Consider the following 15,500-nt stretch of genomic DNA (forward strand, 5'->3'; position numbering starts at 1 on the left):
GGTATGCCGGGTCGTGCATCAGCCACACCGCCAAAAGGCGGATACCCCTGTCGGGGCCGTATTCGGTACCGGGCAGTGTGTCGGGGAACGCTGAGGCTGAGAGAGGGCGGGGTGTGTCAGGGGAAGATAAGGAAGCGGTGCGCTGTTTACGGGCCTCTTCCGCACGCTGCGCCTGCGTGGTCAGCACCAGACGGAACTCCCGCCCGGCACCGTCCGTCACGCCGGTGATTTCCCCGGCCAGGTCACCGGCGGCCTCACGCCGGTACGTCAGCGTCCGCCCGAAGCGGTCTGCCAGCCCGGTAAGCACCCGGTACGGCGGCAGCGGCGCTGGCAGTACGTCCTCAGCACCCGGCACCAGCTCTGACCACCCCAGTATCCACCACGGCCCCTGTGCGCTGTTGGTCGCCAGGTAAAGATGCGGGCTTAACCGGATATCCGGCGGCAGCGACGCCCACAGCCGTGCCAGCGTATGGCCGTCCGGCTGCGTTGCCTTACCGCCACGCACCAGCCACAGGGACTCGCTGCGGCTGTACACCGCCTCACCCGGCAGCAGCGGCTCAAAGTGAATGCTCCGTCCGCCGTTGTCGTTGAGTACCAGTGCATCATCGCGTATCTGTAAGCGGATATCAGAAGGCGCTTTCCAGCCGGGGCCAAAAATCCCCACCGGTGCAGGCGTCTTCGTCCGGTAGCTGCTGTAGGTGCGGGAGAGAATGAACGGCAGCGGGCCGGGCAGCGCAAGGTCCGTCTCGCCGGGCAGCACCTTCGCCCCCAGCAGCGGATTTACCGGGTTGCCCGAAGTCATCCCGCCCGGACACACCGAGCACGCCACGCCAGTTGGCGCGCCAATTCTTACACCTGCCGAACCCTGGACAATGGGACCGCCATACTGAGTCATATCTCCCTGACGCGCCGCTGGTTTTCCGCTCATATAAAGTGCCCTTTTAGTTATTGTTCATATCCCTGTGTTAGCAACAAAAAAAATAAAATGACACACAAGACCAGCTAATGTATTTATATATTTTTCACATAAACTTATTTGTTCTCAATCAACAACAACTGTTATTACAGGTCACTTTCAATATTTTATTAAACTAACATTTTTAGCACAGATGAATTCATCATCAACAAATTCACTATATGGATAATATCCATTCAACGCATATGATTTATGATTTTATTAGTCTGAGTTATTTTTGTAGGGCTATATTTAAAATCAATAAACTCCACCGATTCAGATTAATATCAGCAATAGAAAGATAGGAAATCACCAATTCAATAACATCATCAATGAAACATATTGTAGAATTAATTTAAACAAGGCGTTCCATTCAACCAGAACGCCCCTTATTTACTCTCATCACCCCGCAAACTGCCTGAACAGCGCCTTACCCTTAACCAGTCGCGCACCCAGCCAGCCGCCGAAAAGCGACAGCAGCAGCGCTCCGCTGCACGGCAGAACAATCCACAATCGCCAGTCTGGCTCCCACGGAAAATCAAACACTTTCGCCTGCAACACTGCCAGCGCCGTTTCCGCACCAATTGCGGCCACCAGGCCGGAAACAAACCCAAGCATGGCGAACTCACACCACAACGTGGTACGCAGCAGTTTTTTCCCCGCACCGAGTGTGCGCCACACCACCAGCTCCTGGTGGCGCTGACGCATACCCACCTGCACCTGTGCCAGCAACAGCAACATACCGCAGGCGGTGACCAGCACCACCATCACCTCCAGCGCCCGACTTACCTGCTCCAGCACCTGACCGACCTGTTTTAAAATCGCGCCAATGTCTAACAGGCTAATGGTCGGGAACTGGCGGTTGAGTTGCGTCAACATGCCGTTGCCATTCTCCCAGCGGAAACTGGTAAGCCAGCTCTGCGGTTGCCCGTCTAATGCCCCTTCCGGGAAAATAAAATAGAAATTAGGCCGCAGACTTTCCCAGTCCACTTTGCGCAGGCTGGTCACTTTAGCGCGGAACTCCTGGGTATCGCCCATAAAAGTCACGGTATCACCGAGGGCAACCTTTAAGCGTTTCGCCAGCCCCTCTTCCATCGACACTTCATCGGCTTTTGGCGGCCAGTTACCGGCGACAATCGGATTATGATCGGGCCGCGTATTTTGCCAGGTAAGATTGAGTTCGCGGTTAAGCGCCTCATCTTCATTACCTTCTGTCGGCTTATCGTTAATCGCCGTCAGCCGCGCCCGCACCACCGGATAAAACGATTCCGGGACTATCTGATGTTCCGCGAGGAACGCTTTTAGCGGTGCTACCTGTTCTGTGGCGATGTTAATTAAAAAGTAGTTCGGGCTTTCTGGAGGTAGCTGCTGCTGCCAGCGGTCGAGCAGATCACCACGCAACACCAGCAGCAGTGCCAGCAGCATAAAGGAGAGCGAAAATGCCGAAAGCTGGCTTAACGTTGACCACGGCTGACGTAACAGGCGGCTGACCGCCAGGCGCAGAGGCAGCGATTTCAGCGTCATGCGGCGAAGTACATTCAGCAGCATCCAGCCCAGCACACCGCACAGCAAAGCCAGTACTACCGCGCCCGCCAGCACCGCCCAGAGCAGCATACTGCCCCCCATTAATCCGGCGAGCAGCAGCACAACCACTACACTGACAATCGGCAGATAAAACTTCAGCGGCCAGACGTTCGCTACCACATCATTACGTAATACGCGTAAAGGCTGCGTTGCCAGCAACAAGCGGTATGGTCGTAGCCCCACCAGCAGCGAGATGACCGTCATGGTGCCCAGCGCCCATAGCCACGGCCAGAGGCTGGCTGGCGGTAGTGCAGCAGGCAGAACGGGCTTGAGCAGCACCATCAACACGTTTTCGAACAACAGGCCTATCGCCCCACCGGTAACGGCTGAAAGCGTCAGCACCATCAACCACTGACCGACGATTAGCTTACGCAGTTGCGCTCGCCCTGCCCCCAGCGTTTTGAGGATCGCCACCAGATCGTAGCGACTGCGACAGTAATGATTCATCGCTACCGCCACTGCTGCCACTGCCAGCAGCAAGGTCAGAAGCGCCGAAAGCAGCAGGAACTGTTGCGAGCGTTCCATCGATCGCCCCAGCGCGCCTTCGTCCTGTTCCAGACCGTACCAGCGTTGTTCGGGTTTAAGCTGGGGTAACAACCATTTCTCATAGCCGTCGAGCTGGTTCTCGTTGCCGCCGAATTTATAACGCCAGGTGACCCGACTCCCCGGCTGCACGGCTCCGGTTTTATCGACATCCGCCAGATTCATCATCAGACGCGGAGCCATCTGGAAGGGGTTAAAACCGGAATCCGGTTCCTGAATCACTTCTCCGGCAATCCGCAAGGTGGCATCGCCCACGTCAATGGTGTCGCCCGTTTTCAGGTTAAGCAGCGCCATCAGGCGTGGGGCCAGCAATACGCTGCCCGCCTGCGGTTTCAGGCCAGGGGGATTAGTTTGCAGATCGCCATACATCGGGTAGATATCATCCACCGCTTTGACGTTCGCCAGCTGCGGTGTGTCGCCTGCAAATGTCATGGTGGCGAAAGTCAGCTGCTTGCCGACTTTCAGGCCGCGCTTTTGCGCTTCCTCCAGCCATGCTTGCGGCACTTCGCGCGAACTGCGCAACGCCCGATCGCCCGCCATAAACTCCCGGCTTTGTTGGCTTAAGCCCTTCTCCATGCGATCGCTGATATTGCCCAGCGCCAGCACGCAGGCCACCGCCAGGCTTAGCGCCAGCCAGACAATTAATAGCGACGGCGAACGCCATTCGCGCCAGAACCAACGTGCAATCATGCTTCCTCCTGCAACTGCCCGTTCACCAGCCGTAAGCAGCGGTCGCAGCGTGCCGCCAGTTGCAGGTCGTGGGTCACCATAATCAACGTGGTGCCATGTTCACGGTTGAGGGAAAACAGCAGGTCGGCAATTTTATCGCCCGTCTGGCGGTCAAGGTTGCCGGTGGGTTCGTCGGCAAACAGCACATCAGGTCGACCATTAAAGGCTCGTGCCAGCGCCACTCGTTGCTGTTCACCGCCGGAAAGCTGTGCCGGAAGATGATCCAGACGTTTACCCAGCCCTAACTGTTCGAGCAACGCTTTCGCCCCGTTACGACTTTCCGCGCTACTCTCACCGCGCAGCAGAGCCGGAAGCTCGACGTTTTCCAGCGCGTTAAGGGTAGGAATTAACATAAATGACTGAAAAACAAAGCCGACGTGCTTCGCGCGCAACTTTGCCCGCGCTTCTTCGTCCATATTATGTAGCGGTTGTCCCACCAGACTCACTTCGCCACTGCTGCCGTCATCAAGCCCGGCGAGGATCGCCAGCAAGGTTGACTTACCCGATCCCGACTCGCCCACCAGTGCGATGGTCTCGCCACGTTTGACAACCAGCTCAACTCCGGTGAGGATGGAGAGTTCATGCTCCCCCTGACCGACGGACTTCTTAAGATGATGAACTTCAACAATGTTTTCCGCTGGCATTTGCCCTTCCTGTTCCTGGTCCTGTTAACCTTCCGTGCCGCCGCAGCGGACACGTTATTGATTCTGGGTGATAGCCTGAGCGCCGGGTATCGAATGTCTGCCAGCGCGGCCTGGCCTGCCTTGTTGAATGATAAGTGGCAGAGTAAAACGTCGGTAGTTAATGCCAGCATCAGCGGCGACACCTCGCAACAAGGACTGGCACGCCTTCCGGCTCTGCTGAAACAGCATCAGCCGCGTTGGGTGCTGGTTGAACTGGGCGGCAATGACGGTTTGCGTGGTTTTCAGCCACAGCAAACCGAGCAAACGCTGCGCCAGATTTTGCAGGATGTCAAAGCCGCCAACGCTGAACCATTGTTAATGCAAATACGTCTGCCTGCAAACTATGGTCGCCGTTATAATGAAGCCTTTAGCGCCATTTACCCCAAACTCGCCAAAGAGTTTGATGTTCCGCTGCTGCCCTTTTTTATGGAAGAGGTCTACCTCAAGCCACAATGGATGCAGGATGACGGTATTCATCCCAACCGCGACGCCCAGCCGTTTATTGCCGACTGGATGGCGAAGCAGTTGCAGCCTTTAGTAAATCATGACTCATAAAGCAACGGAGATCCTGACAGGTAAAGTTATGCAAAAATCGGTCTTAATTACCGGATGTTCCAGTGGAATTGGCCTGGAAAGCGCGCTCGAATTAAAACGCCAGGGTTTTCATGTGCTGGCAGGTTGCCGAAAACCGGATGATGTTGAGCGTATGAACAACATGGGATTTACCGGCGTGTTGATCGATCTGGATTCACCAGAAAGTGTTGATCGCGCAGCAGACGAGGTGATCGCCCTGACCGATAATTGTCTGTATGGGATCTTTAACAATGCCGGATTCGGCATGTATGGCCCCCTTTCCACCATCAGCCGTGCGCAGATGGAACAGCAGTTTTCCGCCAACTTTTTCGGCGCACACCAGCTCACCATGCGCCTGTTACCCGCGATGTTACCGCACGGTGAAGGGCGTATTGTGATGACATCATCGGTGATGGGATTAATCTCCACGCCGGGTCGTGGCGCTTACGCGGCCAGTAAATATGCGCTGGAGGCGTGGTCAGACGCACTGCGCATGGAGCTGCGCCACAGCGGAATTAAAGTCAGCCTGATCGAACCCGGTCCCATTCGTACTCGCTTCACCGACAACGTCAACCAGACGCAAAGTGATAAACCAGTCGAAAATCCCGGCATCGCCGCCCGCTTTACGTTGGGACCGGAAGCGGTGGTGGACAAAGTACGCCATGCTTTTATTAGCGAGAAGCCGAAGATGCGCTATCCGGTAACGCTGGTGACCTGGGCAGTAATGGTGCTCAAGCGCCTGCTGCCGGGGCGCGTGATGGACAAAATATTGCAGGGGTGAGTTGAAGCGCGCGCTTAAGCCCCCATGTCAAAGAAAATATCGACAACAGAGAGCGACTCCATGTCCGTAGAAAATATTGTCAACATTAACGAATCTAACCTGCAACAGGTTCTTGAACAGTCGATGACCACTCCGGTGCTGTTCTATTTTTGGTCTGAACGTAGCCAGCACTGTTTGCAGTTAACCCCGATCCTGGAAAGCCTCGCGGCGCAGTACAACGGGCAATTTATTCTGGCGAAGCTGGACTGTGACGCGGAGCAGATGATTGCCGCCCAGTTTGGTCTGCGCGCGATTCCGACCGTGTATCTGTTCCAGAACGGGCAACCGGTAGATGGCTTCCAGGGGCCGCAACCGGAAGAGGCGATCCGCGCCCTGCTGGATAAAGTGCTGCCGCGCGAAGAAGAGCTGAAAGCGCAGCAGGCGATGCAACTGATGCAGGAAGGCAATTACACCGATGCCCTGCCATTGCTGAAAGACGCCTGGCAGTTGTCGAATCAGAACGGGGAGATCGGCCTGCTGCTGGCAGAAACGCTGATTGCGCTGAACCTGCGGAAGCGGTGCTGAAAACCATTCCGTTGCAGGATCAGGACACCCGCTACCAGGGGCTGGTGGCGCAAATCGAACTGCTGAAGCAGGCGGCTGATACGCCGGAAATTCAACAGTTGCAACAGCAGGTGGCGGAGAATCCAGAAGATGCCGCACTGGCGACGCAACTGGCTCTGCAACTGCACCAGGTTGGGCGCAATGAAGAGGCGCTGGAGTTGCTGTTCGGGCATCTGCGTAAAGATCTCACCGCCGCAGACGGTCAGACGCGTAAAACGTTCCAGGAGATCCTCGCTGCGCTGGGTACGGGTGATGCACTGGCGTCGAAGTATCGCCGCCAGCTGTATGCATTGTTGTATTGATATTCCGTTGATCGGCACATGAACCACAACGCCGGATGCGATGCTGCGCATCCGGCATCGCATCATTTCTTCTTCAATTGCGTCACCACCAACTGGTGGCGCGAATTATAAAACTTACGATAGGTTAAATAGCAGGCAATAATGGTCGACAAGCTGGCGGTTGAGAGCAGCATAAAGGTCACCATAATCTGATATTTAATCGCCTTCACCGGATCAATCCCGGCAAATATCAGCCCGGACATCATTCCTGGTAAACTCACTAAGCCAACCGTTTTTGCTGAATCGACCGTCGGAATTAAAGCCGCGCGAATACTGTCGCGAATCAATATCGCTGAAGCCTGCTTCGGCGTCGCACCAAGACTCAGTTTCTCCTGAATCTGTTGCTGTTCGCTAATGACCCGTTGCCCTAAATTGTTGTAACACAACCCCACCGCTACCATGGCGTTACCGGCAATCATCCCGGCGATAGGGATCACCTGCATCGGGATAAATTCAATCGACCCAGAGAGAATCAGCACCGCCAGGGTAATTCCCGCCCCGACCGTAATGGCAATAAACGATGAGATAAAAGCTTTAGCAATATATTTACTGCGTTTTTGCGCGTTCCACGCCGCATTAAAGCAGATAAATAACACCATCAATAATGTCAGGCTGGCATCATCCACGCTGAAAATATACTTCAGCACATAGCCGACAATAATCAGCTGAATTATCGCTCGCCCGACGCTCCAGAAAATATCTTTCTCCAGCGCCAGTTTTTCTTTATGGCTAATTAAGATTGCCACCACCACCAGCATTAATGCCAGTGCCAATGATTCGTTAGTAATATTATGCGAGTTCATAGCGTGCTTCCTGCATTTCTCCGGCATGCGGTTGCAGTGTAATCACTTTATCCGCATGATTAATTTCGTCTTTATCGTGTGTCACCCACAGCACGGCAATATTTTGCTCGCGCACATAACGATGGATCATCTCATTAACGTTATGTTTATTACTTTCATCCAGCGCACTGGTGATTTCATCCAGCAATAAAACCTTCGGCATAAATTGCAGGTTACGAATCAGTGAGATGCGTTGTTTTTCACCACCAGATAGCTCGGCGATATTTTTCGTCAAAATGCTGTCCGGCAAAGCGAAGCGTTCGAGAAAATCGAGAAAAATGGCCGGGTCAGGCTGCTGGTTACGGATCTGCCAGGGAAAGATCAGATTATCGTATACCGTATCGCCAAACAGCGTCGGCGTCTGGGCGCAGTAAGAGACTTGCTGGCGGTAGATTTCTGGCTTTAGTGTGCTGACATCCTCACCTTCAAACAGTAACGTTCCGCTGGTTGGGCTGATCAATGAAGCAACTATTTTTAGCAGCGTACTTTTGCCACAACCGGAAGGACCGGTAATTAACTTAAATTCGCCAGCACGCAGCGAAAAATTGATGTTATTAAGAATCTTCGCATCACCCGCCAGATATCCTACGTTTTGTAGCTGAAGCAAAGGACTATTTTCCTGCATCACTGTTCCCTTTTTCTGATTTTTACTAAAAACAGTTTATCCTTCGCAGGAATAAGGGGGAACTCTCTTTCAGTAATCAGGTATAATTTGTTTAATCAAGCAGCAATTTTGCTGATTATGGACGGTACAACAGGAGGTTTTTCCGATGCTTATCTTTATCCCGATTCTCATTTTTGTCGCGCTGGTCATTGTCGGCGCGGGCGTCAAAATCGTGCCGCAGGGCTATCAATGGACGGTAGAACGTTTTGGTCGCTATACCAAAACGTTACAGCCGGGGCTCAGTCTGGTGGTGCCGTTTATGGATCGCATTGGTCGCAAGATCAATATGATGGAGCAAGTGCTCGATATCCCTTCCCAGGAAGTTATCTCGAAAGATAACGCCAACGTTACCATCGACGCAGTCTGTTTTATTCAGGTGATTGACGCGCCGCGCGCGGCTTATGAAGTCAGCAATCTGGAGCTGGCGATCATCAACCTGACCATGACTAACATCCGTACCGTGTTGGGTTCAATGGAACTTGACGAAATGCTCTCTCAGCGCGACAGCATCAACTCACGCCTGCTGCGTATTGTCGATGAAGCCACCAACCCGTGGGGGATTAAAGTCACCCGTATTGAAATTCGCGACGTGCGCCCACCGGCAGAGCTTATCTCTTCAATGAACGCGCAGATGAAAGCGGAACGTACCAAACGCGCTTACATTCTTGAAGCGGAAGGGATCCGTCAGGCGGAAATCCTCAAAGCCGAAGGTGAAAAACAGTCGCAAATCCTGAAAGCGGAAGGCGAACGTCAGTCGGCGTTTTTACAGGCTGAAGCGCGTGAACGTTCCGCCGAAGCAGAAGCCCGCGCCACCAAAATGGTGTCTGAAGCTATCGCCTCCGGTGATATTCAGGCGGTGAACTACTTCGTAGCGCAGAAATACACCGAAGCGTTACAGCAGATCGGTTCCTCCAGTAACAGCAAAGTAGTGATGATGCCATTAGAGGCCAGCAGCCTGATGGGGTCGATTGCCGGGATTGCCGAGCTGGTGAAAGACAGCGCCAACAAACGGACTCAGCCATGATGGAGTTAATGGTCGTTCATCCACATATTTTCTGGCTCAGTCTCGGCGGTTTGCTGCTGGCAGCCGAGATGCTGGGCGGAAATGGTTATTTGTTGTGGAGCGGCGTGGCAGCGGTGATTACCGGCCTGGTGGTCTGGCTGGTGCCGCTGGGTTGGGAGTGGCAAGGGGTAATGTTTGCCATCCTGACGCTGCTCGCCGCCTGGCTGTGGTGGAAATGGTTGTCGCGGCGGGTGCGCGAACAAAAGCACAGCGATAGTCATTTAAACCAGCGCGGGCAGCAGCTGATTGGCCGACGTTTTGTGCTGGAATCTCCGCTGGTCAACGGGCGCGGTCATATGCGCGTCGGTGACAGTTCATGGCCTGTCAGCGCCAGCGAGGATCTCGGTGCAGGTACGCATGTTGAAGTCATTGCGATAGAAGGGATAACCCTACATATCCGAGCCGTCTCGTCTTAATCACCCTGCCCGATGATGACAGCAGCCGGAGAGATTTTCGATAATCGGGCAGTCGGCGCTGTCATCGCCAGGGCAGGCATTCGCCAGTGCCAGCAGCTGGTCGCGCATGGATTGCAGCTCCTCAATGTGTCGTTCGATCTCCGCCACCTTCTCCAGCGTGCGCCGTTTGACGTCGGCGCTGTGCCGCTGCGGGTCGTTAAACAGATTCACCAGCTCGCCGCTCTCTTCCAGGTTAAAGCCCACCTGCCGTGCCTGGCGCAGTAAGGTCAGTTCGTTGAGATGCTGCTGCGTGTAGGTGCGATAACCGTTTTCGCTGCGCATCGGCGGCGTCACCAGCCCCTTCTCTTCATAGAAGCGAATGGCTTTGCTGGTCAGGCCGGTAATTTTTGCTACATCGCTGATGTTCATCGTTCGCGCAACGCCTCCTGTGCTTTGTTAAAGGGTTTCAACAGATATTCAAGCACGTTTTTTTGCCAGTGCGAATATCGACCGCCACCACAATAATACAGGAAGTACTGCGCACAGAGAGATGTTATACGGTTTTATTGCGCTTCATGACCATTGCCACAATAAGGCTGAGTAAGAGTGAGCCAATAATCCATATCAACGCACGGCTACCCTGGGACCACAGACTGTAGATAAAGCCAACGATCACCAACAACATCACCAACGTACCAACGATAAGAATCGGCAACGAGGCGTGAATATCATGACGCAGGCGGATCGCCACCACAAACACCGCCAGGTAGCAAATCAAAAAGGTGGCGCTGGCAACACTGGCGAGTGAGCCTAAATTTAGCGCCGCCGTCATCAGCATAATCAACACCACGACAATGATGTTGCCCCAGGTACTCTGCCGCCACAGGGATTTATTCATTAGCTTCGGCAGTTCGCGTTCGCTGCCCATGTTGTCCATGATGTTAAACACGGCGAACAGGTTCGCGTTAATGGCTGAAGCCGTCGCCAGTAAAGCGCCGATGACGACGATCACATAACCCACATGTCCGAGCAGCGGAGAAGCAGCCTGCGCTACGGCGGTATCGGCATATTTTTCTAACTCTAATGCCGATACATCGCTAAGCAAAACCAGTGCCAGCGAGATATAAAGCAACGTGGTAACGCCAATCGCCACCAGAAACGCCCGCGGCATAATGACCTGCGGATCTTTCACTTTATCCGCCGCGTTCGCCATCATGCCAAAGCCCGCATAGGCAAGGAAGGTTATCCCGATACAGGAGAAGAACGCACCGGAGCTGGGGGGCGCAGAGACGGAAATATGCGCCGGTTGCAGCGACCAGACACCGGCAATAATCAGCAATAACAGGATCATCATTTTAATGCCGACGAGGATCACTTCCAGCCGCCCTACCGCATGGTTGCTTAAGGAGTTGAAAAGCGTCATCACCGCAATGATCCCCAACGCGTAGAGCAAAATAAGGTGCTCCTCCTGGCTGCCTTCATGCAAAAACTGCACGGCATAAGCGCCAAAAGCACGGGCGACCATAGCGATGCTCACCGCCAGCGTCAACAGGTACAGTAACGAGAGCGCCAGCGAAAAGACGCCGTTGCCTAATCCGCGACGAAAGAAGTCGATAATGCCGCCATTGCTGGGATAGCTCGCCCCCAGACGCGCATAGGCATAACCGGAAAACATCGCCACAATACCGCCAAAAGCAAAGGCGACCCAGGTCGAGGCTTCCATTAGCAACGCAGCCTGCCCCAGCAGCGCGAAGATCCCCGCCCCCACCATTGCCCCAATACCGATGGAAACGACATTCCATAGACCGAGGGGTTTGTTACCGTTATTACCTTCCGTGTTCATCATGATCAGCCCTTAAACACGTTATAGCCGAGTTGCTTAGCGACCGATGCCACCATTTTTTGACCGCGAACACTGTTGCCTTCTTCGTCCAGCGGTGGTGAGAACGCGGCAATTCCCATCACACCAGGGACGACCGCCAGAATACCGCCACCTACACCGCTTTTGCCCGGTAAACCAACGCGATATGCCCAGTCACCGGAGCGACCATACAGCCCTTCCATCATCATTTCGGCCAGAATGTACGGCACGTTATCGGCCTGAAGAACGCGTTTATGCGTCAGCGGATTCACTCCCCCCGCCGCCAGCGTCGCGCCAAGTGTTGCCAGTTCAACAGTATTGAGGAGCGTGGAGCACTGACGGGTGTACACGTCACAGGCTTCCATTGCATCACAATAGAGATATCCGGCGGAGTACAGCAGCCAGGCAATGGCCCGGTTATGGAAGTTGGTTGTTTGTTCCGACTGGTTGACTTCGTCAGAGAGCGCTACCTGCTCACCAGCCAGTTGCTGTTGGATATGTAAAATTCGCTGCCAGCGTTGTTCAACATTTTCAGCGTTAATCAGGCTGGTGGTGGCAATGGCGCCAGCATTTACCAGTGGCGAAAGCGGTTTGCCGCCATGCAACTCTAAGGCGATAACTGAGTTAAAGGGCAATCCGGTCGGGTCAGCGCCAATTTTGTCCTGTACCGCCTGCGGGCCGACATCCTCTAACGCAAGGGCTAACGTACAGACTTTCGAGATGGATTCCAGCGCAAAGCGGTAATCACTGTCACCCGCACTATAGACCTTGCCATCGCAGGTCACGATAGCCACTGCCGCCAGTTGACCAGGCACATTCGCCAGAAAGGGAATGTAGTCGGCATTTTGACCGCCGTTAAGTGAGTGAAATTGGGTGTAAGCCTGATCCACTGCCTGCTGTAATTTGTTTGCATCTAACATCTTTTGTTAACTCCTTTTTATAGATGCGGGAGGTAATTCCTCACCCCGGTGCCGATTTTGAGGCATCCTGATTTAACTTAGCACCCGCAACTTAACTACAGGAAAACAAAGAGATAAATGTCTAATCCTGATGCAAATTGAGCCAATTTTTTAATCTTTACGGACTTTTACTCGCCTGGTTTATTAATTTCTTGACCTTCCCCTTGCTGGAAGGTTTAACCTTTATCACAGCCAGTCAAAACTGTCTTAAAGGAGTGTTTTATGTCACAAATTATCGACCTGACCCTGGACGGCCTGTCCTGCGGTCACTGCGTTAAACGCGTGAAAGAAAGTCTCGAACAGCGCCCGGATGTGGAACAAGCGGATGTGTCTATCACTGAAGCGCACGTTACCGGGACTGCCAGTGCAGAACAGCTGATCGAAACCATCAAACAAGCGGGTTATGACGCATCTGTAAGCCACCCAAAGGCTAAACCGCTGGCGGAGTCATCAATCCCGTCGGAAGCACTGACAGCGGTTTCTGAGGCGCTTCCGGCAGCGACCGCCGATGACGATGACAGCCAGCAGTTGCTGCTGAGCGGCATGAGCTGCGCCAGCTGTGTCACCCGCGTACAAAATGCGCTGCAAAGCGTACCGGGCGTCACTCAGGCACGGGTAAACCTGGCGGAGCGTACTGCGCTGGTGATGGGCAGTGCCTCCCCACAAGATTTAGTGCAGGCGGTGGAAAAAGCGGGCTACGGTGCGGAAGCGATTGAAGATGACGCTAAACGCCGCGAGCGCCAGCAAGAAACCGCCGTAGCTACGATGAAGCGCTTCCGCTGGCAGGCAATTGTTGCACTGGCTGTGGGTATCCCGGTAATGGTCTGGGGGATGATCGGCGATAACATGATGGTCACCGCTGACAACCGCAGCTTGTGGTTAGTTATCGGCCTGATAACCCTGGCAGTGATGGTTTTCGCCGGCGGCCATTTTTACCGCAGTGCATGGAAAAGCCTGCTGAACGGTGCAGCGACGATGGATACGCTGGTGGCGCTGGGAACGGGTGTGGCGTGGCTCTATTCGATGAGCGTCAACCTGTGGCCGCAGTGGTTCCCGATGGAAGCGCGGCATCTTTACTATGAAGCCAGTGCGATGATTATCGGTCTGATTAATCTCGGCCATATGCTGGAAGCGCGCGCACGTCAGCGTTCTTCTAAGGCGCTGGAGAAATTACTCGATTTAACCCCACCGACGGCGCGCCTGGTTACTGACGAAGGTGAAAAAAGCGTGCCTCTGGCGGAAGTGCAGCCAGGTATGTTGCTGCGCCTGACGACCGGCGATCGCGTGCCGGTAGATGGCGAGATTACCCAGGGCGAAGCATGGCTGGATGAAGCGATGCTGACGGGCGAACCAATCCCGCAGCAAAAAGGCGAAGGCGAAAGCGTCCATGCCGGGACAGTGGTACAGGACGGTAGCGTGCTGTTTCGTGCCAGTGCGGTTGGCAGCCATACCACGCTGTCACGGATCATTCGCATGGTGCGCCAGGCCCAGAGCAGCAAGCCAGAAATCGGTCAGCTGGCGGATAAAATCTCAGCCGTATTTGTACCTGTGGTGGTGGTGATTGCGCTGGTCAGTGCGGCAATCTGGTACTTCTTTGGTCCGGCACCGCAAATTGTTTATACCCTGGTGATTGCCACCACGGTACTGATTATCGCCTGTCCGTGTGCGCTGGGGCTGGCGACGCCGATGTCGATTATTTCCGGCGTCGGGCGGGCGGCTGAGTTTGGCGTGCTGGTGCGGGACGCCGACGCGCTGCAACGCGCCAGTACACTCGATACCGTCGTGTTCGATAAAACCGGGACGCTGACCGAAGGGAAGCCGCAGGTTGTCGCAGTGAAAACGTTTGCTGATGTTGATGAAGCGCAGGCATTGCGTCTGGCGGCGGCACTGGAGCAAGGTTCCAGCCATCCGCTGGCACGGGCGATCCTCGATAAAGCAGGTGATATGCAGCTGCCGCAGGTCAACGGTTTCCGCACATTGCGCGGGCTGGGCGTGAGCGGTGAAGCTGAAGGTCATGCGTTATTGCTGGGCAATCAGGCGCTGTTAAATGAGCAACAGGTTGGTACCAAAGCTATCGAAGCGGAGATTACTGCTCAGGCATCGCAAGGAGCAACGCCTGTGCTGCTGGCGATTGACGGGAAAGCAGTAGCCCTGCTGGCTGTACGCGATCCGTTGCGTAGTGATAGCGTGGCGGCGCTGCAACGCCTGCATAAAGCGGGATATCGTCTGGTGATGTTGACCGGGGATAACCCAACCACCGCCAATGCGATCGCCAAAGAAGCCGGGATTGATGAGGTGATAGCCGGGGTGCTGCCGGACGGTAAAGCCGAAGCGATTAAACGCCTGCAAAGTGAAGGACGTCAGGTGGCAATGGTGGGCGACGGCATTAACGACGCGCCAGCGCTGGCTCAGGCGGATGTCGGCATTGCGATGGGTGGCGGCAGTGATGTTGCTATTGAAACCGCGGCGATTACCCTGATGCGCCATAGCCTGATGGGCGTTGCGGATGCGCTCGCTATTTCCCGCGCAACGCTGCGCAACATGAAGCAGAACCTGCTCGGCGCGTTTATCTACAACAGCATCGGTATTCCGGTTGCCGCCGGTATTTTGTGGCCGTTTACTGGAACACTGCTTAACCCGGTGGTTGCCGGAGCGGCAATGGCGCTCTCGTCGATTACCGTAGTGAGTAACGCCAACCGGTTGCTGCGGTTTAAACCGAAGGAATAAGTACGTCATTGCGGATGCGCTGCTTTAGGGCGGCGCATTTGGCATCGACGCATGACTGCCGGATGCGGCGTGAACGCCTTATCCGACCTACGGTTCAGGCACAGGTTTGTAGGCCTGATAAGACGCGTAAGCGTCGCATCAGGCAATGGTGCTCGGATGCCGGATGCGGCGTAAACGCCTTATCCGGCCTACGGTTC

At 54.5% G+C, this 15,500-nt stretch carries 13 protein-coding genes and 2 pseudogenes; 6 read left to right on the plus strand and 9 right to left on the minus strand.

All coding sequences use genetic code 11. The annotated features are described in order from the left end of the window. The 3 genes from ACJHW7_RS24585 to ybbA form a co-directional block, all read right to left on the minus strand. Window positions 1–928: DUF6531 domain-containing protein (locus ACJHW7_RS24585; protein ID WP_410230643.1), on the minus strand; the 928-nt coding region annotated here is incomplete at its 3' end. Window positions 929–1,357: 429 nt separating this feature from the next. Continuing rightward, window positions 1,358–3,772 (minus strand): putative ABC transporter permease subunit YbbP, encoded by a 2,415-nt coding sequence (ybbP, locus tag ACJHW7_RS24590; RefSeq protein WP_000561869.1) that lies wholly within the window; start codon window positions 3,770–3,772, stop codon window positions 1,358–1,360. Beyond that, a complete protein-coding gene (gene ybbA / locus ACJHW7_RS24595) occupies window positions 3,769–4,455 on the minus strand; it encodes a putative ABC transporter ATP-binding protein YbbA (protein WP_001110573.1) in 687 nt (228 codons plus the stop codon). Before ybbA ends, ybbP begins: the two co-directional genes overlap by 4 nt. On the opposite strand from ybbA, the gene tesA reads away from it, so the two are divergent. From tesA to cnoX, 3 genes and pseudogenes are all read left to right on the plus strand, one after another. Next, a complete protein-coding gene (gene tesA, locus ACJHW7_RS24600) occupies window positions 4,426–5,049 on the plus strand; it encodes a multifunctional acyl-CoA thioesterase I/protease I/lysophospholipase L1 (protein ID WP_001295836.1) in 624 nt (207 codons plus the stop codon). The genes ybbA and tesA overlap by 30 nt on opposite strands. Beyond that, window positions 5,039–5,848 (plus strand): NADP(+)-dependent aldehyde reductase, encoded by an 810-nt coding sequence (gene ybbO, locus ACJHW7_RS24605; RefSeq protein ID WP_000148941.1) that lies wholly within the window; start codon window positions 5,039–5,041, stop codon window positions 5,846–5,848. Before tesA ends, ybbO begins: the two co-directional genes overlap by 11 nt. A gap of 60 nt (window positions 5,849–5,908) precedes the next feature. Then, window positions 5,909–6,753 (plus strand): annotated as a pseudogene (gene cnoX / locus ACJHW7_RS24610) (chaperedoxin). Between the two features lie 62 nt (window positions 6,754–6,815). On the opposite strand, the gene fetB reads toward cnoX, so the two are convergent. Next, entirely contained in the window at window positions 6,816–7,595 is a 780-nt protein-coding gene (gene fetB, locus ACJHW7_RS24615) for an iron efflux ABC transporter permease subunit FetB (RefSeq protein WP_001297299.1), read from the minus strand. Further along, window positions 7,582–8,259 (minus strand): iron efflux ABC transporter ATP-binding subunit FetA, encoded by a 678-nt coding sequence (fetA, locus tag ACJHW7_RS24620; RefSeq protein ID WP_001157535.1) that lies wholly within the window; start codon window positions 8,257–8,259, stop codon window positions 7,582–7,584. The genes fetB and fetA overlap by 14 nt, the downstream gene beginning before the upstream one ends. 145 nt (window positions 8,260–8,404) lie before the next feature. On the opposite strand from fetA, the gene ACJHW7_RS24625 reads away from it, so the two are divergent. Both ACJHW7_RS24625 and ACJHW7_RS24630 read left to right on the plus strand, forming a co-directional pair. Beyond that, complete coding sequence (locus ACJHW7_RS24625; protein WP_000904502.1) at window positions 8,405–9,322, plus strand: SPFH domain-containing protein; 918 nt, start codon at window positions 8,405–8,407, stop codon at window positions 9,320–9,322. Then, a complete protein-coding gene (locus ACJHW7_RS24630; protein ID WP_000970323.1) occupies window positions 9,319–9,777 on the plus strand; it encodes an NfeD family protein in 459 nt (152 codons plus the stop codon). The genes ACJHW7_RS24625 and ACJHW7_RS24630 overlap by 4 nt, the downstream gene beginning before the upstream one ends. On the opposite strand, the gene cueR is transcribed toward ACJHW7_RS24630, so the two are convergent. From cueR to glsA, 4 genes and pseudogenes are all read right to left on the minus strand, one after another. Next, window positions 9,778–10,185, minus strand: a complete 408-nt coding sequence (cueR, locus tag ACJHW7_RS24635; RefSeq protein ID WP_001026747.1) for a Cu(I)-responsive transcriptional regulator — start codon at window positions 10,183–10,185, stop codon at window positions 9,778–9,780. Further along, window positions 10,182–10,279, minus strand: a pseudogene (locus ACJHW7_RS24640) (hypothetical protein); the annotation flags it as partial. The gene cueR and the pseudogene ACJHW7_RS24640, both read right to left, overlap by 4 nt. A 30-nt stretch (window positions 10,280–10,309) precedes the next feature. After that, window positions 10,310–11,602, minus strand: a complete 1,293-nt coding sequence (locus ACJHW7_RS24645) for an APC family permease (RefSeq protein WP_000982172.1) — start codon at window positions 11,600–11,602, stop codon at window positions 10,310–10,312. A gap of 2 nt (window positions 11,603–11,604) precedes the next feature. After that, on the minus strand, window positions 11,605–12,537 hold the full coding sequence (glsA, locus tag ACJHW7_RS24650) for a glutaminase A (protein ID WP_000883016.1): 933 nt from the start codon (window positions 12,535–12,537) through the stop codon (window positions 11,605–11,607). Window positions 12,538–12,798: 261 nt separating this feature from the next. On the opposite strand from glsA, the gene copA reads away from it, so the two are divergent. After that, on the plus strand, window positions 12,799–15,303 hold the full coding sequence (gene copA, locus ACJHW7_RS24655; RefSeq protein WP_000078268.1) for a copper-exporting P-type ATPase CopA: 2,505 nt from the start codon (window positions 12,799–12,801) through the stop codon (window positions 15,301–15,303). Window positions 15,304–15,500: the final 197 nt, after the last annotated feature.

The sequence above is a fragment of the Escherichia sp. WS1152 genome (assembly GCF_046487665.1).
In the GTDB taxonomy this organism is placed as follows: Bacteria; Pseudomonadota; Gammaproteobacteria; order Enterobacterales; family Enterobacteriaceae; genus Escherichia; species Escherichia coli.